At 69.1% G+C, this 17,683-nt stretch carries 20 protein-coding genes and 2 tRNA genes; 9 read left to right on the plus strand and 13 right to left on the minus strand.

The window, feature by feature from the left end; translation table 11 throughout:
- Positions 1-15: 15 nt before the first annotated feature.
- The 4 genes from ACI2K6_RS03215 to ACI2K6_RS03230 all read left to right on the plus strand — a co-directional run bounded on the left by ACI2K6_RS03215 (position 16) and on the right by ACI2K6_RS03230 (position 3,545).
- Positions 16-933, plus strand: a complete 918-nt coding sequence (locus ACI2K6_RS03215; protein ID WP_404568073.1) for an ACP S-malonyltransferase — start codon at positions 16-18, stop codon at positions 931-933.
- A complete protein-coding gene (locus tag ACI2K6_RS03220) occupies positions 930-1,931 on the plus strand; it encodes a beta-ketoacyl-ACP synthase III (protein WP_404568074.1) in 1,002 nt (333 codons plus the stop codon). The genes ACI2K6_RS03215 and ACI2K6_RS03220 overlap by 4 nt, the downstream gene beginning before the upstream one ends.
- 75 nt (positions 1,932-2,006) lie before the next feature.
- On the plus strand, positions 2,007-2,255 hold the full coding sequence (locus tag ACI2K6_RS03225; RefSeq protein WP_023951379.1) for an acyl carrier protein: 249 nt from the start codon (positions 2,007-2,009) through the stop codon (positions 2,253-2,255).
- A 51-nt stretch (positions 2,256-2,306) separates the two neighbouring features.
- On the plus strand, positions 2,307-3,545 hold the full coding sequence (locus ACI2K6_RS03230; RefSeq protein WP_114587862.1) for a beta-ketoacyl synthase: 1,239 nt from the start codon (positions 2,307-2,309) through the stop codon (positions 3,543-3,545).
- Between the two features lie 158 nt (positions 3,546-3,703).
- Here ACI2K6_RS03230 and ACI2K6_RS03235 read toward each other — a convergent pair whose 3' ends face one another.
- Complete coding sequence (locus ACI2K6_RS03235) at positions 3,704-4,207, minus strand: DUF3145 domain-containing protein (RefSeq protein WP_112614106.1); 504 nt, start codon at positions 4,205-4,207, stop codon at positions 3,704-3,706.
- Between the two features lie 206 nt (positions 4,208-4,413).
- On the opposite strand from ACI2K6_RS03235, the gene ACI2K6_RS03240 reads away from it, so the two are divergent.
- Positions 4,414-4,605, plus strand: a complete 192-nt coding sequence (locus ACI2K6_RS03240) for a hypothetical protein (protein WP_269266554.1) — start codon at positions 4,414-4,416, stop codon at positions 4,603-4,605.
- 53 nt (positions 4,606-4,658) lie between these two features.
- On the opposite strand, the gene ACI2K6_RS03245 is transcribed toward ACI2K6_RS03240, so the two are convergent.
- Both ACI2K6_RS03245 and ACI2K6_RS03250 read right to left on the minus strand, forming a co-directional pair.
- Positions 4,659-4,732 (minus strand) — tRNA-Ile (locus ACI2K6_RS03245).
- Positions 4,733-4,779: 47 nt separating this feature from the next.
- Entirely contained in the window at positions 4,780-5,769 is a 990-nt protein-coding gene (locus ACI2K6_RS03250; RefSeq protein ID WP_112614102.1) for a DMT family transporter, read from the minus strand.
- A 43-nt stretch (positions 5,770-5,812) separates the two neighbouring features.
- Between ACI2K6_RS03250 and def the strand changes: the two genes are divergently transcribed.
- Positions 5,813-6,379 (plus strand): peptide deformylase, encoded by a 567-nt coding sequence (def, locus tag ACI2K6_RS03255; RefSeq protein WP_404568075.1) that lies wholly within the window; start codon positions 5,813-5,815, stop codon positions 6,377-6,379.
- Positions 6,380-6,383: 4 nt separating this feature from the next.
- A complete protein-coding gene (gene glsA / locus ACI2K6_RS03260) occupies positions 6,384-7,310 on the plus strand; it encodes a glutaminase A (protein ID WP_404568076.1) in 927 nt (308 codons plus the stop codon).
- Positions 7,311-7,469: 159 nt separating this feature from the next.
- Here the strand turns inward: glsA and ACI2K6_RS03265 are convergent.
- The 5 genes from ACI2K6_RS03265 to dusB all read right to left on the minus strand — a co-directional run bounded on the left by ACI2K6_RS03265 (position 7,470) and on the right by dusB (position 12,879).
- Positions 7,470-7,542, minus strand: a tRNA-Asn gene (locus ACI2K6_RS03265).
- A 94-nt stretch (positions 7,543-7,636) separates the two neighbouring features.
- On the minus strand, positions 7,637-8,404 hold the full coding sequence (locus ACI2K6_RS03270) for an ATP-binding cassette domain-containing protein (RefSeq protein ID WP_112615079.1): 768 nt from the start codon (positions 8,402-8,404) through the stop codon (positions 7,637-7,639).
- A gap of 53 nt (positions 8,405-8,457) precedes the next feature.
- Positions 8,458-10,353 carry a DNA primase gene (gene dnaG, locus ACI2K6_RS03275; protein ID WP_274177671.1) on the minus strand — a complete coding sequence of 632 codons (1,896 nt, stop codon included), beginning with the start codon at positions 10,351-10,353 and terminating at the stop codon, positions 8,458-8,460.
- Complete coding sequence (locus ACI2K6_RS03280; RefSeq protein WP_404568077.1) at positions 10,353-11,726, minus strand: deoxyguanosinetriphosphate triphosphohydrolase; 1,374 nt, start codon at positions 11,724-11,726, stop codon at positions 10,353-10,355. Before ACI2K6_RS03280 ends, dnaG begins: the two co-directional genes overlap by 1 nt.
- Positions 11,716-12,879 carry a tRNA dihydrouridine synthase DusB gene (dusB, locus tag ACI2K6_RS03285; protein WP_274177670.1) on the minus strand — a complete coding sequence of 388 codons (1,164 nt, stop codon included), beginning with the start codon at positions 12,877-12,879 and terminating at the stop codon, positions 11,716-11,718. The genes ACI2K6_RS03280 and dusB overlap by 11 nt, the downstream gene beginning before the upstream one ends.
- A 57-nt stretch (positions 12,880-12,936) precedes the next feature.
- Here dusB and ACI2K6_RS03290 point away from each other — a divergent pair, with 57 nt between their 5' ends.
- A complete protein-coding gene (locus tag ACI2K6_RS03290) occupies positions 12,937-13,437 on the plus strand; it encodes a glutathione peroxidase (RefSeq protein ID WP_114587865.1) in 501 nt (166 codons plus the stop codon).
- A 25-nt stretch (positions 13,438-13,462) separates the two neighbouring features.
- Here the strand turns inward: ACI2K6_RS03290 and ACI2K6_RS03295 are convergent, their stop codons facing one another.
- The 3 genes from ACI2K6_RS03295 to recO are packed head-to-tail and all read right to left on the minus strand — an operon-like array spanning position 13,463 to position 15,761.
- Positions 13,463-14,140 carry a DsbA family protein gene (locus tag ACI2K6_RS03295; protein ID WP_112614088.1) on the minus strand — a complete coding sequence of 226 codons (678 nt, stop codon included), beginning with the start codon at positions 14,138-14,140 and terminating at the stop codon, positions 13,463-13,465.
- 46 nt (positions 14,141-14,186) lie between these two features.
- Complete coding sequence (locus tag ACI2K6_RS03300) at positions 14,187-14,990, minus strand: isoprenyl transferase (RefSeq protein WP_112614086.1); 804 nt, start codon at positions 14,988-14,990, stop codon at positions 14,187-14,189.
- A gap of 42 nt (positions 14,991-15,032) precedes the next feature.
- The gene (gene recO / locus ACI2K6_RS03305) at positions 15,033-15,761 is read right to left on the minus strand and encodes a DNA repair protein RecO (RefSeq protein WP_112614084.1); all 729 of its coding nucleotides are present in this window, start codon (positions 15,759-15,761) and stop codon (positions 15,033-15,035) included.
- Positions 15,762-15,797: 36 nt separating this feature from the next.
- On the opposite strand from recO, the gene ACI2K6_RS03310 reads away from it, so the two are divergent.
- Positions 15,798-16,484 (plus strand): trimeric intracellular cation channel family protein, encoded by a 687-nt coding sequence (locus tag ACI2K6_RS03310; protein ID WP_112614082.1) that lies wholly within the window; start codon positions 15,798-15,800, stop codon positions 16,482-16,484.
- Positions 16,485-16,559: 75 nt separating this feature from the next.
- Here the strand turns inward: ACI2K6_RS03310 and ACI2K6_RS03315 are convergent, their stop codons facing one another.
- Both ACI2K6_RS03315 and ACI2K6_RS03320 read right to left on the minus strand, forming a co-directional pair.
- Complete coding sequence (locus tag ACI2K6_RS03315) at positions 16,560-16,811, minus strand: type B 50S ribosomal protein L31 (protein ID WP_018186539.1); 252 nt, start codon at positions 16,809-16,811, stop codon at positions 16,560-16,562.
- 84 nt (positions 16,812-16,895) lie between these two features.
- Positions 16,896-17,681 carry an ABC transporter ATP-binding protein gene (locus ACI2K6_RS03320; protein WP_404568078.1) on the minus strand — a complete coding sequence of 262 codons (786 nt, stop codon included), beginning with the start codon at positions 17,679-17,681 and terminating at the stop codon, positions 16,896-16,898.
- Positions 17,682-17,683 lie beyond the last annotated feature (2 nt).

The raw sequence follows: 17,683 nt of genomic DNA on the forward strand, positions 1-17,683 counted from the left end.
TGGAAGGATGTAACAGTGATCATCGCCGTGTTCCCCGGGCAGGGGTCGCAGTCCCCCGGCTTCCTCGCCCCGTGGCTCGAGCTGGAGGGTGCGCGTGAACGCCTCGAGCGCTTCTCCGAGCTCGCCGAGGTCGACCTCGTCGCCGCCGGTACCGAGTGGGATGCGGATCGCATCCGAGACACCGCCGTGGCCCAGCCGCTCATCGTCGCCGCCAGCCTGCTGTCGTACAGCGCGCTCGTCGCCGACGGCGCTCGCCCGGCAGGCGTCGCCGGCCACTCGGTCGGCGAGATCGCGGCACTCGCCGCCGGCGGCGTGCTGAGCGACGATGACGCGATGCGTCTGGTCGGACTCCGCGGGCGCGCCATGGCGGATGCCGCGACCCGCGAGCAGACCGGCATGAGCGCCGTGCTCGGCGGCGACCAGGATGCCGTCGTCGCCCGTCTGGAGGAGCTCGACCTCACCCCGGCCAACTACAACGGTGGAGGACAGATCGTCGCGGCCGGCGCACTCGACGCTCTCGCGAGCCTCGCCGCCGAGCCCGTCGCTGCGACCCGGGTCATTCCCCTCCAGGTCGCCGGCGCGTTCCACACGCGGTACATGGCGCCGGCCGTCGACACGCTCGCCGCGGCGGCATCCGCCACCTCGGTGAACGACCCCGACCTCACGCTGTGGTCGAACCGCGACGGCGCCGTCGTCGCCGAGGGCCGTGACGCTCTCGACCGTCTGGTCGCCCAGGTCGCGTCTCCCGTGCGCTGGGACCTGTGCATGTCCTCGTTCGCCGAGCACGGCGTCACCGGCATCATCGAGTTCGCCCCCGCCGGCACCCTCGTGGGCCTCGCGAAGCGTGCTCTTCGCGGCGTCCCCTCGGTCGCCGTCAAGACCCCCGACGACCTCGTCGCCGCATCCGCTTTCATCTCCGGAGGTGCCGCATGACCGCCGCCATTCGCCAGGCCACCGGCCCCGCTCACACCCGCATCTACGCGTACGGCGCGGCTCGCGGTGAGAACGCCGTACCCAACGACGACCTCGTCGGACCGATCGACTCGAGCGACGAGTGGATCCGTCAGCGCACCGGCATCGTCACTCGCGTGCGCGCGGACAAGGAGACCACCGTCATCGACCTGGCTGCGGATGCCGTGGCCGAGGCGATCGAGCGCAGCGGCGTTCCCGCCGACCAGGTCGACGCCGTCATCGTCTCGACGATCTCGAACCCGAAGCAGACCCCGTCGGTCTCGGCGATCGTCGCCGACCGCGTCGGGGCGAACCCGGCGGCGGCGTACGACGTCAACGCGGCGTGCGCAGGGTTCTCCTACGGAGTGACTCAGGCCGACGCACTCGTTCGCGCGGGTGCGGCCCGCTACGTCGCCGTCGTCGGCGCGGAGAAGCTCAGCGACATCGTCGACCCCACCGACCGCACGATCTCGTTCCTGCTCGGCGACGGCGCGGGCGCGGCGATCATCGGGCCGAGCGACACCCCGGGCATCGGTCCGACGGTGTGGGGCTCGGACGGGTCGAAGGCCGACGCCGTCGGCATGAACCACACACTCGTGGAGTTCCGCGACGGGACTGCGCCGTGGCCGACACTCCGGCAGGAAGGCCCGACGGTGTTCCGCTGGGCGGTCTGGGAGATGGTCAAGGTCGCACGGCGAGCCATCGAGGAGGCCGGCATCCAGGCGGGCGACCTCGTCGCCTTCATCCCGCACCAGGCGAACATGCGCATCATCGACGAGTTCGCCAAGCAGCTCGGGCTGCCCGAGACCGTCGCGATCGGTCGTGACATCGAGACCACCGGCAACACGTCAGCGGCATCCATTCCCCTCGCCACTCACCGCCTGCTCGAGGAGAACCCCGAGTTGAGCGGCGGTCTGGCCCTCCAGATCGGCTTCGGCGCGGGGCTCGTCTTCGGCGCGCAGGTCGTCGTCCTTCCCTGATCGGGCGGGTCCCCGCACCTAGACTGAACAGCGGCCCGCGTCCGGGTCGGTCCAGAGATAACAAGGAGAAACCCCATGGCATTCAGCAACGACGAGGTCCTCGCAGGACTCGCCGAGCTCATCACCGACGAGACCGGCATCTCGGCCGACGAGGTCGCCCTCGAGAAGTCCTTCACCGACGACCTCGACATCGACTCGATCTCGATGATGACGATCGTCGTCAACGCCGAGGAGAAGTTCGGCGTCACCATCCCCGACGAAGAGGTCAAGAACCTCAAGACCGTCGGCGACGCCGTCACCTACATCACGTCCAACCAGGCGTAACCCCCACCGGCGGGGGCACACGCCCCCGCCGGGGTTCCACCGAGGAGATCCATGAGCACCCCGCGTATCGTCGTTACCGGAATCGGAGCGTCGTCGCCCCTGGGCGGCACCGCACCCGAAAGCTGGGAAGGCCTGCTCGCCGGCCATTCCGGCACGCGCACACTCGAGCACGAGTGGGTCGAGAAGTACCAGATTCCGGTTCACTTCGCCGCCGAGGCCATCGTGCGCCCCGACACCGTGCTGGAGCGCCCTGTCTCCAAGCGTCTCGACCCCGCGTCGCAGTTCGCGATGGTCGCCGCGATGGAGGCGTGGGCGGATGCCGGCAGCCCCGAGGTCGACCCCGAGCGTCTCGGTGTCGACTTCGCGACCGGCATCGGCGGGGTGTGGACGCTGCTCGATGCGTGGGACACGCTGCGCGAGAAGGGACCGCGACGCGTTCTGCCCATGACGGTTCCGATGCTCATGCCCAACGCCGCCGCCGGTAACCTCTCGCTGCACTTCCGGGCGCGCGCCTTCGCCCGGACGGTCGCGAGCGCCTGCGCCTCGAGCACGGAGTCGATCGTCAACGCGATCGAGCACCTGCAGGACGGCCTGGCCGACATCGTCATCGCCGGTGGCACCGAGTCGGCGATCCACCCCATCACGATGGCGTCCTTCGCGTCGATGCAGGCACTGTCACGCCGCAATGACGACCCGGCGACGGCCTCGCGCCCGACGAGCATCGATCGCGACGGCTTCGTCATGGGTGAGGGCGCCGGTGTGCTGATCCTCGAGACCGAAGAACACGCCAAGGCTCGCGGCGCGAAGATCTACGCCTACGCGGTGGGCGGCGGCGTCACCGCCGACTCGTACCACATCACGGCCAACGACCCCGAGGGCGCCGGCGCCTCGCGCGCGGTCCGCGCTGCTCTCGAGCAGGCCGATGCCTCCCCCGATGATGTCGCGCACATCAATGCGCACGCGACCTCGACCCCCGTCGGCGACCCCAACGAGTACCAGGCGCTGCGCAGCGTCTTCGGCGACCGCATCGACGAGATCCCGGTCTCGGCCACGAAGGCGTCCACGGGTCACCTGCTGGGTGGTACCGGTGCCCTCGAGGCGATCTTCACGATCCTGGCTCTACGCGAACGGATCGCGCCGCCGACGATCAACATCACCGAGCAGGACCCCGCCGTCCCGTTCCGGGTCTCGGGCGAGACCCAGAGCCTCGGCGACGGTGATCTGCTGGCGATCAGCAACTCGTTCGGCTTCGGCGGACATAACGCCGTCGTCGCGTTCCGATCGGCCTGACCGGTCTCGGAACACGAAACAGACCCCCGCGGACGGCGTTCCGCGGGGGTCTGTTCTTCTTTCGGGTCAGTCGTCCCGTACGTGCTCCCGTTCCCCGGGATCATTCCACCGGGGCTCGGTACGAACGCACGGGCCGACTGGGTCTGTGCGACTCGGAATCAGCCCACCTTGTGCAGCCACACCACGGCAGCATCGTCGCCGGCGTGACGGAAGGGCTCGAGCTCTTCGTCCCAGGCTGCGCCCAACGCGACGTCGAGCTCGCGCTGCAGCTCGCGCACATCGCCCGCCGCGATCTCCATGGCGTAGCGGATGCGGTCCTCACCGATCACGACGTTGCCCGTTGCATCGGTCTGGGCGTAATGGATGCCGAGGCTCGGGGTGTGCATCCACCGGCCCCCGTCGCTGCGCGGCGTCGGATCCTCCGACACCTCGAATCGCAGGTGCTCCCAGCCCCGTATCGCCGTTGCGAGTGCTGCTCCGGTTCCGGCGGGGCCCTCCCAGTAGAACTCCGCGCGACGGCTGCCGTCGAGCACCGGCTGGTCCTCCCAGTCGAAGCTGACCGCGCGTCCGAGCGCGCGCCCCGCCGCCCACTCGAGGTGCGGGCACAACGCGCGTGGCGCGGAGTGGATGAAGATCACTCCACGCGCCTGTGGTGTCGCCATGACTTCTCCGTTTCATCAGGTACGTCTTCCCCTACGACCTGAGCCCGGATGTCGGCGATGTGTTCGGTTATGGCGTCGATTATCGCGCACGAACCTGAAGAATCACAACCGTGTCACGATTTCTCCCGGCATCCGATGTCAAGCGTCTTCCTCCCGACCCATCCGAGCGGCAGGCTGGATCTCACACCCCGAGGAAAGGATGCCGCATGTCCGACAGCACTCCCCACCACCGCGACGCCGATGACGCACACGCCGACAGCGCCGCGCCGACGGATGCCGCCAGCGATGAGGTGAAGGCCGACGCGGCTCGCGCGGGCTCCGACCTCGGCGACACCGATCTCAAGGCGGGCGACGACAACACCGACTTCCCGCAGGATCCCGCGATCACGCACCCCTGACGCTTCACGCCCCTGTGCGTGCGAATGGCCGCCCGCGGGCGGCCATTCGTGCGTAGGGCGGGTGGGACTTGAACCCACGATCGTCGGGTTATGAGCCCGCTGCCTTGACCAGCTTGGCCACCGCCCCGTGCCGTATCGAGCCTAGCGCGAGCCGCCTCGAACCGACGCGACCGCTCAATCGTCGAGGCGCTTGCCCTTGCTCCCGCGCGGAATCGGCAGCTGCTGACTGTCGAGCACGACCTGCGGATGGTTCCGCGCCAGCGACGTCACGCCATAGACCGCGATGGCTCCGGCGACGACGAAGCCGACGAATGCCGGCAACGGCGCCGTTGCGGCCTCACGCAAGATGGCGATGCCGATGATGACGGCGACGATCGGGTCGATGACGGTGAGCCCGGCGATGACGAGATCGGGAGGACCGACGGAGTAAGCGGTCTGAACGAAGTACGCACCGACCGCGGTCGCGGTGATCAGGCCGACGAGGCACAGGAGCGTCAACCACTCGAAGTCGCCGTTCTGGATGCGCGAGATCACGACCTTCGCGAGCGTCGCGACGAAACCGTAGATGATGCCCGAGGCCGCGATGTAGAAGAGCGGCTTCGCGCCCTTGCGCACCAGCATCCACACGGCCCCCGAGATCAGCAGCACCCCCGCGAGCAGAGCGAGGATGGTGATGAGCTGCGCCTGATCGATCGGCTCCTCCGTCGCGACGAGCGCGGCCACCGTGACGAAGGCGAGGATGCCTCCGACGCACAGGATGATCGAGCGAACCGACCGCTTCGTCGGCTTGACGCCGGTGATGCGTGCATTCAGCAGGGTCGTGATCACGAGAGAGATCGCACCGAGCGGCTGAACGAGGATGAGCGGCGCGAAAGTCAGCGCTGCGAGCTGACACACGATCGCGAGCCCGAGCATGATCGTCCCCGCCACCCACGACGGACGCTTCAGCAGACTCAGCAGCTGCGAGCCGTTGAGCCCGGCGCTTCCCGACGAGTTGGTGAGACGCTCGACCTTCTGCACGCCCCGGTGCTGGTAGAGCGCTCCGAAGGACATGAACACGGCGCCGAGCAGCGCGAGCGGGATTCCGATGAGGATTCGGGGTTCGCGGAAGACTCCGATCAGCTGATCGGTGACGTCATCGAGGGACGCGACAAACGGAATCACCTTTCGACCATAACGGCGAAGCGGGCTCGATTAGGCTCGCAACGTGCCCGTTCTTCCGATTCGCATCATGGGCGATCCCGTGCTGCACGCCCCCGCCGAGCCCGTCACCGAGATCACGGACGAGATCCGCCGGCTCGTCGCCGACATGTACGAGACCATGGATGCCGCCCCCGGGGTCGGCCTGGCTGCTCCGCAGGTCGGCGTCGGCCTGCGGATCTACGTCTACACGTACCAGGACGACGACGGCGAGCCCTGGCGCGGCGAGATCATCAATCCCGAGCTCTGGATGCGACCCCTCGAGCCCGGCTCACCCGATCCCGACGACGAGTCGGAGGGGTGCCTCTCCTTCCCCGGTGAGCGGTTCCCGCTGCGGCGCTCCGAGGAGGTGCTCGTGACCGGCACCGACCTCGCCGGCTCCCCCGTCGAGATCCGCGTCGATGGCTGGCGCGCGCGCATCATGCAGCACGAGTTCGATCACCTCGACGGCATCCTCTACGTGGACCGCCTCGACGACTCGGACTGGAAGACGACGCAGAAGATCGCGAAGAAGCGCGGCTGGGGCCGTCCGGGCAACGCCTGGATGCCGGGCGTCGACGATCTCGACGCCTGACGCCATGAGCGACGCCAGCGGTCCGCGTGCATACGATCTCGACGCTCTGCGTGGACGGTTGCTGCCGGCGCGCGACGGTGAACGCTCGACGAGCATTCCGGAGCTCGCCGAGGCCGACCGCGACCTGTGCGCGATCGCACTGGCTCTGCCCGACGGCTCGGTCCGATCGTCGGTGGATGGGGATGTCCCGTTCAGCATCCAGTCGGCCGTCAAGCCGTTCCTGTTCGCTCTCGCACTGGCTGACACCGACGGCGCAGCTCTAGACCGGGTCGGCATCGAGCCGACGGGCGAGGCGTTCGACGCCATCAAGCTCGAGAGCGGCACGGGAAGACCCCCGAACCCGATGGTGAACGCCGGCGCCATCCTGACCTGCGCGCTGGTCGATGGAGACGATCCCGACGAGCGGGCGAGCCGCATCGTGGCCGGGCTGTCGGGATTCGCCGGTCGCCGACTGGAGGTGGACGACGATGTCGCCCACAGCGAGCACCTCCTCGGCGACCGCAATCATGCACTCGCGCATCTGATGCGCGATGAGGGAACGCTCGCCGTCACGGCCGATGACGCTGTCGCGGTCTACGCCCGTGCGTGCGCCGTGCTGGTGGACGCGCAGACCCTGGCCGTCATGGGCGCGACGCTCGCTCTCGGCGGGGTGAATCCCGTGACCGGCGAACGGGCGGTGTCTGCGCGGATCGCGAGAGACGTCGTCGCCGTCATGGCCACGTGCGGCGTCTACGACGGATCGGGTCGCTGGATGCGAGCCGTCGGCGTCCCCGCGAAGTCCAGTGTCTCCGGCGCGATCGTGTTGTCGGCTCCGGGCAAGCTCGGCGCTGCCATCGTGAGCCCGCCTCTCGACGAGCACGGGACGAGCGTGCGCGGTCGCATCGGCGCGGAGGCGCTGAGCGACGACCTCGGACTGCACGTCTTCGGCTGATCGTTCGCGCGATCGCACGTCTCCGGTTGGCACTTCGCGCCGCTTCGAGGCCGAGGAACGGGCATCGAGTGCCAGGCGAACCTCAGACACATGAGTAAAGGCCCGGGGTGGAAGCCCGGGCCTTCGGTGAGAGCCGCGGTAGATAACGCGGGTCTCTCGCTCCCCGGCTTGGACTCGAACCAAGAACCTATCGGTTAACAGCCGATTGCTCTGCCAATTGAGCTACCGAGGATCAGCCGCCCCGCTCGCGCCGGGCAACCCGTCTATATTAGCAAAGCTCCGGGGGTGCTCACGACATCGGCCGACCGCCGGGCGGGTCGCGGCCGTCAGGACGCTCGCGATCGCCCGTCCGGCGTCCAGACCACATCCGATGCGGTCTGCCCGTATCCCACGGGCCGGCCACCGTGCAGGACGAGAGCCGCGGCATCCAGCTCGTCGGCGGTCTCGACGTCGTTCGTCGCGATGACGATCGCCATCCCCGTGTCGTCGCGACGCGAGAGCAAGGCCTCTCGAGCCGCGATACGCACCTCGATGTCGAGGTTCGCGTACGGGTCATCGCCGATGAAGACCTTCGGGTCGAGCACGAGAGCGCGCGCGAGCGCGACGCGCTGGCGCATGCCCGCGCTGAGCTCGTAGGGATACTGCGAGGCCGCCCCCAGCGGAAGGTGCAACTCGTCGAGGAGCGAGGCGACCCGAAGCGACAGAGCGCGCTGACTCACCCGCCGGTCACGCGAGGTGATGGGCTCGGCGATGACTTCGGCCACGGTCAATCGAGCCGGGAGCGAAGCGCCCGCCGCCTGTGGCATGTGCCCGGCGTAATAGGTGAGCATGCGGCGCGAACGGCCACCCTTCCGCACCGAGAGGCCGGCCACCTCCGCAGCACCGCCGACGACCCCGACATCGGCCGGGGCATTGCCGGCCAGGACGGAGAGCAGCGTCGACTTGCCGGATCCGGTCGCGCCCATCACGGCGAGGGCTTCTCCCGCCCGGACCGTGACGCTGACGCCCTCGACGACGCGATCGGAATCGCCCGTCCGCGCTATCGACAGATCGTCGCAGCGCACCGCGATCTCCGCGTCGGGTCGTCGGGACATGCGCATCATCCTGCCGTTTTCATCGCTCGACCGCTACTCGTCGCCGACGGCGGCTACTCCGACTCCATGAGCTGCCGCAGCCGAAGGTCGAGATCGCGGATGGCGACGCCGATGGAACGGAACTCGGGCGAGCCCGGTTCCAGGCGCTGCTGCGCGCTTCGCAGCTCGGCCTTCTCGCGTTCGAGCGCCCGCTGGCGGAGTTTGCGCAGCGACTCCATCGCCGTCGTCTGCGCGATGCGTTCGGTTCCCGCGGGGAAGTCCGCCGTGAGCAGTTCGATCGCGAGCGTGCGATAGGGCTCCCGAGTCGCGTCCACCGCAGCCGAGGTCCATCCGGGCCGGGTGAGATCGGTCTGCATCGAGACGGCCTGACGGACGGCTTCGAGAGCCGGATGCGGCATGGGCAGACCCAGCGCAATGTCGACGGCCTGCTTGTCGAGCAGGTGCCCGTACTGCAGCACGCCCATGAGCGCGCGCTTCTCGAGCTCGAGGGCGGCCGGCAGTGAGGCGAGGGTGACACGGACCGACACGGGCGGCGGTTCGGAGGCCGCGCCGGGCGCGCCGGAGGGTTGCGCTCGGCCTGCGCCCGGTGCCTCGCCGCGAGTGCGCTCCCCTGCGCTCCCGGACGCCGACGCGCGGCGCGCGGCCCGCTCGACCTCGGGCTGCACCTCCGAAAGGTCGAGCCCGAGCTTTCCGGCGAGGACACGCGTGTAGCCCGGTCGAAGCGCGGCATCGCGGATGTCGGCGACGATCGGTGCCGCTGCTCGCAGAGCGCCGATGCGTCCTTCGACGGTGGAGAGGTCGAACGTCGACAGACGCTGATCCATGACGAACTCGAACATCGGCGCCTTCGCCTCGATGAGCGAGCGCACGGCCGCGTCACCGCGGTTCAGACGGAGATCGCACGGGTCCAGCCCCTCGGGGGCGACCGCGACGTACGTCTGCGCCGCGAAGCGCTTCTCGTCGCCAAAAGCGCGCAGCGCGGCCTTCTGGCCGGCGGCATCCGGGTCGAACGTGAAGACGACCTCACCCGAGCTGCCCTCGCTGTCGCCCATGACGCGACGCAGCACCGTGATGTGATCGGTACCGAAGGCCGTGCCGCACGACGCGATGGCTCCGGTGACCCCGGCGAGATGGCACGCCATCACATCGGTGTAGCCCTCGACGACGACGACGCGGTGCTCCCGCGAGATCGACTTCTTCGCGAGGTCGAGGCCGTAGAGGACCTGCGCCTTCTTATAGATCGGCGTCTCAGGCGTGTTGAGGTACTTCGGACCCTGATCGTCGTCGTACAGGCGGCGAGCGCCGAAACCGATCGTCTGACCGGCGACGTCGCGGATGGGCCAGACGACCCGTCCCCGGAACCGGTCGTAGACGCCGCGCTGCCCCTTCGAGACCAGTCCCCCGGTGAGCAGCTCCTCGTCGGTGAATCCCTGCGACCGCAGTGCGTCGCGAAGCGCCGACCAGCCTTGGGGCGCGTATCCGACCCCGAAATGCGCGGCTGCACCGGCGTCGAAGCCTCGTTCGCCGAGGAACTGACGTGCGGCCTGCGCGTCCGGGGCGGACAGCTGCGACCGATAGAACTCGGCCGCGGCGGTGTGGGCGGCGTACAGCCGGGAACGACCGCTCGTCTCGGGAGCCGCAGCGCCGTCCTCGTAGTGCAGTGAGTAACCGATGCGCGCCGCGAGGCGCTCCACGGCCTCGGTGAACGAGAGGTGATCCATCGCCCGCAGGAACGAGTAGACGTCGCCCGACTCACCGCATCCGAAGCAGTGGTAGTACCCCACCTGCGGCCGGACGTGGAAACTGGGGCTGCGTTCGTCATGGAACGGGCAGAGCCCCTTCAGCGAGCCGACGCCGGCGGACTTCAGGGCGACACGCTCGCCGACGATGTCGCCGATGTTCGTGCGCGCCTTGACCTCTTCGATGTCGGTCTGCCGGATCCGTGCCATCAGAGCCCTTCGATGGGCTCGGGCAGCGCGAAGTGGCTCGGCGCCGTCGCGCGCGGATCAGACGACCACAGGCCCAGCTCGCGAAGGTCGACCGGGCCCACCAGGCGGCCGTGCCACTCGATCGCGAAGCGGTCGGTGAGGGTCGCCACCTGGTCGACGATGACGCGGCGGCGGGCGGCATCCGTCACCGCCGCGGCGAAGTCCTCGGCGTGCAGCGCGTCGAGGTGCTCCGGACGCTCCCACAGGGCGTCGGCGAGGCGGCGCAGGACGCGGCGCTGCTCCTTGTAGAGCCCCTTGCGTCCCTCGATCGAGACGACGAAGGCGCCGATGACTCCCTTGAGCACCGCCATCTCGACCTCGATGACGCGCGGAACGATGACCCGACCGCGGAAGCGGGTCAGGACGGGGATGTCGTAGTGCTCGCGGGTCGCCGCCGTGGCGGCGCGCGCGAACCGGCCGATGAGATCGGAAGTGAGGTTCTTGAGACGTGCCATCGCCGCGCGCGAGCCGTCGTACGACTCGAGCCACTCGGGAAGCAGTGTCAGACGGTACAGCGCATCGCCGAGCTCGTCCTTCGTGAAGCCGTAGCCCACCCAGCTCTGGATCGCGGTGAGCAGCGCCTCGCGTTCGCGCGGATCCCCGAGCCGCGCCGGATCGAGGTAGCCGTTCAGGACCGCGTCCTCGAAGTCGTGCACCGAGTACGCGATGTCGTCGGAGAGATCCATGACCTCGGCCTCGATGCAACGCAGGCGACCCGGGGCGCCCTCACGCATCCACTGGAACACCGCCTCGTCCTCGGGGTAGACGCCGAACTTCTGCCGTCCGCCCGGGTCGGGGATGGCGTGCTCGACCGTCCACGGGTACTTGCACGTCGCATCGAGGCTCGCCCGCGTGAGGTTCAGGCCCGCGGTCTGACCGAACGCATCGACGACCTTCGGCTCGAGACGCGAGAGGATGCGCAGCGACTGCGCGTTGCCCTCGAAGCCGCCGATGTCCTCGGCCCAGTCGTTGAGGGCCCGCTCACCGTTGTGGCCGAACGGCGGGTGTCCGAGGTCGTGGCAGAGACAGGCGGTATCGACGACGTCGGGCGAGAGCTCCAAAGCGATGGCCAGCTCGCGCCCGACCTGGGCGACCTCGAGCGAGTGCGTCAGGCGGTTGCGCGCGAAGTCGGCCGGGCTCGCCGGACTCAGCACCTGCGTCTTGGCGGCGAGACGGCGCAGGGCGCCGGAATGCAGCACACGGGCGCGATCGCGGGCGAAGCTGTCGCGGCGCGAGCGGTGCTCCTCGCGGTGGAAGCGGGCGGCGTCGTGGTCGTTGTAGCCGGAGGGGCGTCCCGCCGAGACGCCGACACCGCTCGTGACCTCAGCCCCCACTGTTCTCGACCTCCGCTGCGGCGATGGCCGACGACTCGGCCGCGTCGACGTCGCGGGAATCCAACCAACGATCCGGCAGCGCCGGACGCTTGGGGGTTCCCGCGCGACCACGCTGCCCCTCCGCAGCCGAGCCGGGGTAGGGCGCCGCCCAGTCCAGCGTCGCGAGGATGTCGTCGATCTCGGCGAGGCTCGACGCGGTCGCCAGCCGCGCCCGCGTGTCACCGCCGACCGGGTAGCCCTTGAAGTACCACGCGACGTGCTTGCGGATGTCGCGGCATCCCCGGCCCTCATCCTCGAAGAACTCCACGAGAAGCTCGGCGTGCCGGCGGAAGGCGGTCGCGACGAACCCGAGCGTGGCATCGACCTCGGGCCCAGCTGAGCCGGGTTCGCCCAGCGCTCGCGCGAGGTCTCCGAAGAGCCACGGTCGCCCGAGGCATCCGCGACCGACGACGACGCCGTCGCAGCCGGTCTCCGCCATCATGCGCACGGCGTCGTCGGCGGACCAGATGTCACCGTTGCCGAGAACCGGAACGCTCGTGACGGCTTCTTTCAGCGCGGCGATGGCCGACCAGTCGGCGTGCCCCGAGTAGAACTCCGCCGCGGTGCGTGCGTGGAGCGCGACCGCCGAGACCCCGGCGTCCTCCGCGATGCGACCGGCGTCGAGGTAGGTCAGGTGGTCCGAGTCGATGCCTTTGCGCATCTTGACCGTCAGCGGGACGTCGCCGGCCGCGCGCGCGGCGCGCGTGACGATGTCGCGGAACAGGTCGAGCTTCCACGGCAGGGCGGCTCCCCCGCCCTTGCGCGTCACCTTGGGCACGGGGCATCCGAAGTTCAGGTCGATGTGGTCGGCGCGGTCCTCCTCGACAAGGAGCCGCACCGCGGCCTCGGTCGTGGCGGGGTCGACGCCGTAGAGCTGGATGGAGCGCGGCTTCTCCGACTCGTGATGGGTGATCAGGCGCATGGTGGTGGCGTTGCGCTCGACGAGTGCGCGGGTCGTGATCATCTCGCTGACGTAGAGACCAGCGCCGTACTCGCGGCACAGCCGACGGAAGGCGGTGTTCGTGATCCCGGCCATCGGCGCCAGGACGACGGGTGCATCCAGGGCGATCGGGCCGATCCGCAGGCGCGGGGAAGCGGAAACGACGGTACTCACCAGATCATTCTCCCAGAAGGACGGATGCCGGAAGGCGGCCGGGCGTAGCCTGGGGACGTGACCGAAGCGACCACCGACATCCGTTCGATTCCCTTCTCCGCAGCCGACGGCACCGCCACCACGCTGGAGGAGCTCGGCGACGGTGTGCTGCTCGTCGTCAACGTCGCCTCGAAGTGCGGCCTGACGCCCCAGTACGAGCAGCTCGAGCAGCTTCAGCGCACCTACGGCGAGCGCGGGCTCCAGGTCATCGGATTCCCCTGCAACCAGTTCATGGGTCAGGAGCCGGGCTCGATGGAGGAGATCCTCGATTACTGCGCGATGACCTGGGGAGTGAGCTTCCCCATCATGGACAAGATCCGGGTCAACGGCTCGCACGCCGCTCCCCTGTACAAGGCGCTGAAGAAGATCCGCAACGAGGAGGGTGCGCGAGGCCCGGTGATGTGGAACTTCGAGAAGTTCGTCATCACGCCGAGCGGTGAGGTGCACCGCTTCCGCCCCCAGACGAAGCCCGACGCGCCGGAGATCGTCGCGGTCATCGAGGCGAACCTCCCGCGCTGACCCTGCGCGCGTGTGCGGACCGCGCTCAGCCCGCGGTTTCGACGCCGTTCCGCTCGGCCCACACCTGACGGGCGATCTGCGCGAACGCCTCGGCAGGCTGCGCTCCGGAGACGCCGTACTTGCCGTCGATGACGAAGAACGGGACGCCGTTGATGCCGTACGAACGCGCCTGATCCTGATCGGCGCGAACGGCCGGCAGGTGCTCGCCCGACTCGAGCGCGGCGCGGATCACGTCGCGGTCGAGTCCGACCTCGGCCGCGAGCTCGACGAGATCGTCGATCCGTCCGACGTGGCGGCCCTCGGTGAAGTACGCCGCCATCAGGCGCTCGGCCATCTCGTGCTGACGGCCCTCCGCCTTCGCGGCGTGCAGCAGCTCGTGCGCCTTGACCGTGTTGGTGTGCTTGAGGATGTCGAAGTGGTAGTCGAGGCCCGCGTCCTTCGCGACGCCGGTGACGTTGTCGAGCATCTGCTGCACCTGCTCGCGCGGCATCCCCTTGTGCGTCGAGAGGAAGTCCAGCTCGTCGCCCTCGAAATCGACCGGAGTGTCGGGCGAGAGCTCGAACGAGTGGAAGGTCACCTCGACGCGCGGAGCGTCTTCGTCATCCGCCGTGGCCGCGAGGCCCGACTCGAGGTTGCGCTTGCCGATGTAGCACCACGGGCAGGCGATGTCGCTCCACACGTCGATCTTGATTGCGTCCGTCACACCGGGTGCAACGTCCTGGCGCGCGCGGGCTATTCCCGCTCGCGCCTCACGCGGTGGGAGCGTCGACAGCGCCGCCGAACCGGCGGTCGCGCGAGAGATACAGCTGAATCGCACCCCACAGGTCCGAACGAGAGAAGTCGGGCCAGAGCGTGTCGAGGAACACCATCTCGGCGTAGGCCGCTTCCCACAGGAGGAAGTTCGAGGTCCGCTGCTCTCCGCTCGAACGGATGAACAGGTCGACGTCGGGCATGTCGGGCACATAGAGGTGCCGGCGCAGGGCCTTCTCCGTGATGGCGGAGGGCTTCATCCGCCCCGCGGCGATCTGCTCCCCCATCGCCCGCATCGCATCGATGATCTCGTGCCGGCCGCCGTAGTTGACGCACATCGTGAGCGTGAGGACGTCGTTGTCGCGGGTGAGCTGCTCGGCGTACTGCAACTCGGAGATGACCGAGCCCCACAGGCGCGGCTTGCGCCCGGCCCACCGCACACGCACGCCCCACTCGTTGAGCTGATCACGACGACGGTGGAGGACGTCACGGTTGTAGCCCATGAGGAAGCGCACCTCATCAGGCGACCGCGACCAGTTCTCGGTCGAGAACGCGTAGACGCTCAGGTGCTTGACGCCGGCCTGGACGGCGCCGGCGACGACGTCGAGCAGCACCTCTTCGCCCGCGCGGTGCCCCTCGATGCGGGTGAGTCCGCGGCGGTTGGCCCATCGTCCGTTGCCGTCCATGACGATCGCGACGTGGTTCGGGACACCGCCTCGCGGGAACGCCGGCGGGTACACCCCGGTCCAGTCGAGGGGGCGATAGGGAACCGCGTCGCGGTGCGTGTACGGCTTGGGACTCATCGGTTCGAGCCTAGGCGTTCGAGCTGCCCGCCATCACCGTGGTCAGCGCGCCGCGCCGATGTGTCCGAGTGACCGGATGCCGCGCTCGAGATGCCACTGGGCATACGCGGCGATCAGCCCCGATGCCGCGTTGGCGGTGCCGGGGCTGCCCGCGTCAACGGTTTCCCATTCGCCGGCGATGAGGGCGCGGAGCCGGGCGCCGGTCTCCGGCGCGATGCGGGCCGATCCCGCCGGAGCGCAGGCATCGCAGACCGAGCCCCCGAGGGGCGCGACGAACCCGTCGTGCGGCCCGGTACGACCGCAGCGGGCACAGGCGTCGAGCGAGGGCGCCCACCCCGAGAGCGCCATGGCGCGAAGGAGGTAGGAGTCGAGCACAGCGCGACTGTCGTGCTCGCCACGCGCGAGCGCGCGGAGGCCGCCCACGAGCAGCAGGTACTGCTGCGGAGTCGTCTCGGCCTCGTTCAGACGGTCGGCGGCCTCGACCATCGCCGACGCCGAGGTGTACCGGTCGTAGTCGGTCGCGATGTCGGCCCCGTACGACCCGAGCGACTCGGCCTGCTGCACGATGTCGAGCGACCGTCCCTTGTACATCTGCACGTCGGCGACCATGAACGGCTCGAGGCGCGCCCCGAAGCGCGACGACGTGCGACGTACTCCTTTGGCGACGCCACGGAGCTTGCCGTGCCGACGGCTGAGCATCGTGACGATGCGATCCGCTTCACCCAGCTTGTGGGTGCGGAGGATCACGACCTCGTCGCGGTAGGTGGGCACCCTCCAATTATCGCGCCGACCGACGACAATGGTTCCGTGACGCAGTCTCAGTTCGTGATCCCGCTCTGGGCGGATCTGACCGCTGTCGGCCTCGGCGGGGTGCAGGGCGCTCTGTTCGCCTCGGGGTTCGTGGGCAAGCAGCGGCTCGACCCTCTCGGCGTGGTCATCATCGGGATCCTGATCGGGATGGGCGGCGGCCTCATCCGCGATCTGCTCCTCGGCGTCCAGCCGGTCACACTGCAGAGCAACTGGTACCTCATCACCGCTACCTCGGCAGCCCTCGTGGGAATGCTCCTGTCCAACGTCTTCCGACGGCTCAACGCCGTCATCATCGGCCTCGACGCCGTCGTCATCGGCTTGTTCGGCGCATTCGGAACCAGCAAGGCCCTCGTGCTGGGACTTCCGATCGTCCCGGCGATCTTCATCGGCTCGTGCGCGGCGGTCGGCGGCAGCATGTTGCGCGACGTCATCCTCGGGCTTCCCGTCGCCATCATGCACGTCGGCTCCCTCTACGCCGTCGCGGCAGCGGTGGGGTGTGCGGTGCTCGCCGGCGCATCGGCGCTCGGAGCCCCGATCGTGGCGGCGGCCATCGTCGGCATCGCTGTGACCACCGTCATCCGTCTGCTCGCCGTCGTGTTCGACATCTCCCTGCCCGAGCAGCGCGCCCTGCACCGCCGCAAGGTCGCCGCCGAGACGGCGTCGATCCCGATCGTCAAGCCGTGATCGCGCGAGCGGGCACAGCACACCGCCGAGAACGACGAAGGCCCCGCCGAAGCGGGGCCTTGATCGAAGAACGACTTACTTGGAGCCGAAGTTCTTGAAGCGCTGGTTGAACTTCTCGACGCGACCGGCCGAGTCCATGATGCGCTGCTTGCCCGTGTAGAACGGGTGCGAGGCGGACGAGATCTCGACGTCGATGACGGGGTAGGTCTCACCGTCCAGCTCGATCGTCTTGTCGCTCGAGACCGTCGAACGGGTCAGGAAGGTCTCGCCGGAGCCCAGGTCGCGGAACACGACGGCGCGGTACTCGGGGTGGATGTCAGTCTTCATGGGATTCCTTACGTGGTGCCCTGGATTTTGCCAGGGCGAGGGAAGTCTGCGATGCGTCTGCACCAAAGAGCGATCTTACCAGGTTCAGGATGCCGCCCGAGCCGCGTAGCGACCGCCCTCCTCGGTGAGCGTGATGGAGAGCCCGAACGTCTCGGTGAGGTTGTCCGCGGTGAGCGTCTCGGCCAGCGGACCGGCAGCGACCACGCCACCCTCGCGAAGGAGGAGCACGTGCGTGAACCCGACCGGGATCTCCTCGACGTGGTGAGTCACCATGATCATCGCGGGCGTGGTCGGCGCCTGGGCATAACCGCCCAGGAGAGCGAGCAGCTCCTCGCGCGCGCCGAGGTCGAGGCTCGCCGTCGGCTCGTCCAGAAGCAGGAGCTCGGGGTCGGTCATGACGGCGCGGGCGATCTGGACGCGCTTCTGCTCACCGTCCGAGAGGGTGCCGAAGGTGCGCTCGGCCAGACCGTCGAGCTTCCATTCTGCGAGCACCCGCATGGCGCGCCGCTCATCGATGTCCTCGTAGTCCTCCCGCCAGCGCCCGGTCACCGCGTAGGCGGCGGTGAGGACCACGTCGAGTACGGTCTCCTCAGCCGGGATGCGGCGGGCCATCGCCGACGAGGCGAACCCGATGCGCGGGCGGAGCTCGAACACGTCGGTGCGCCCCAGGCGCTCGCCCAGGATCTCGACGGTCCCCGAGGTGGGGTGGAGCAGGCTCGCCGCCAGCTGGAGCACTGTCGTCTTGCCCGCGCCGTTGGGGCCGAGCACCACCCAGCGCTGATCATCGGAAACCGACCAGTCGACCCGGTCGATGATGTTCCGGGCGTTTCGGCGGACGACGACGTCGGAGAACTCCAGGACCTGCGGCATGG

It is taken from the genome of Microbacterium sp. NPDC006705, assembly GCF_044903545.1.
GTDB classification, from domain to species: domain Bacteria; phylum Actinomycetota; class Actinomycetes; order Actinomycetales; family Microbacteriaceae; genus Microbacterium; species Microbacterium plantarum.

What these genes read in the sequence shown, in the direction of transcription:
- ACI2K6_RS03235 (WP_112614106.1), bottom strand. Translation starts at nt 4,207, where the DNA reads ATGGCGACACCACAGGCGCGTGGAGTGATCTTCATCCACTCCGCGCCA.
- ACI2K6_RS03270 (WP_112615079.1), bottom strand. Translation starts at nt 8,404, where the DNA reads ATGTCCCGACGACCCGACGCGGAGATCGCGGTGCGCTGCGACGATCTG.
- ACI2K6_RS03320 (WP_404568078.1), bottom strand. Translation starts at nt 17,681, where the DNA reads ATGCCGCAGGTCCTGGAGTTCTCCGACGTCGTCGTCCGCCGAAACGCC.
- ACI2K6_RS03225 (WP_023951379.1), top strand. Translation starts at nt 2,007, where the DNA reads ATGGCATTCAGCAACGACGAGGTCCTCGCAGGACTCGCCGAGCTCATC.
- ACI2K6_RS03240 (WP_269266554.1), top strand. Translation starts at nt 4,414, where the DNA reads ATGTCCGACAGCACTCCCCACCACCGCGACGCCGATGACGCACACGCC.
- ACI2K6_RS03220 (WP_404568074.1), top strand. Translation starts at nt 930, where the DNA reads ATGACCGCCGCCATTCGCCAGGCCACCGGCCCCGCTCACACCCGCATC.
- ACI2K6_RS03315 (WP_018186539.1), bottom strand. Translation starts at nt 16,811, where the DNA reads ATGAAGACTGACATCCACCCCGAGTACCGCGCCGTCGTGTTCCGCGAC.
- glsA (WP_404568076.1), top strand. Translation starts at nt 6,384, where the DNA reads ATGAGCGACGCCAGCGGTCCGCGTGCATACGATCTCGACGCTCTGCGT.
- dnaG (WP_274177671.1), bottom strand. Translation starts at nt 10,353, where the DNA reads ATGGCACGGATCCGGCAGACCGACATCGAAGAGGTCAAGGCGCGCACG.
- ACI2K6_RS03230 (WP_114587862.1), top strand. Translation starts at nt 2,307, where the DNA reads ATGAGCACCCCGCGTATCGTCGTTACCGGAATCGGAGCGTCGTCGCCC.
- ACI2K6_RS03300 (WP_112614086.1), bottom strand. Translation starts at nt 14,990, where the DNA reads ATGAGTCCCAAGCCGTACACGCACCGCGACGCGGTTCCCTATCGCCCC.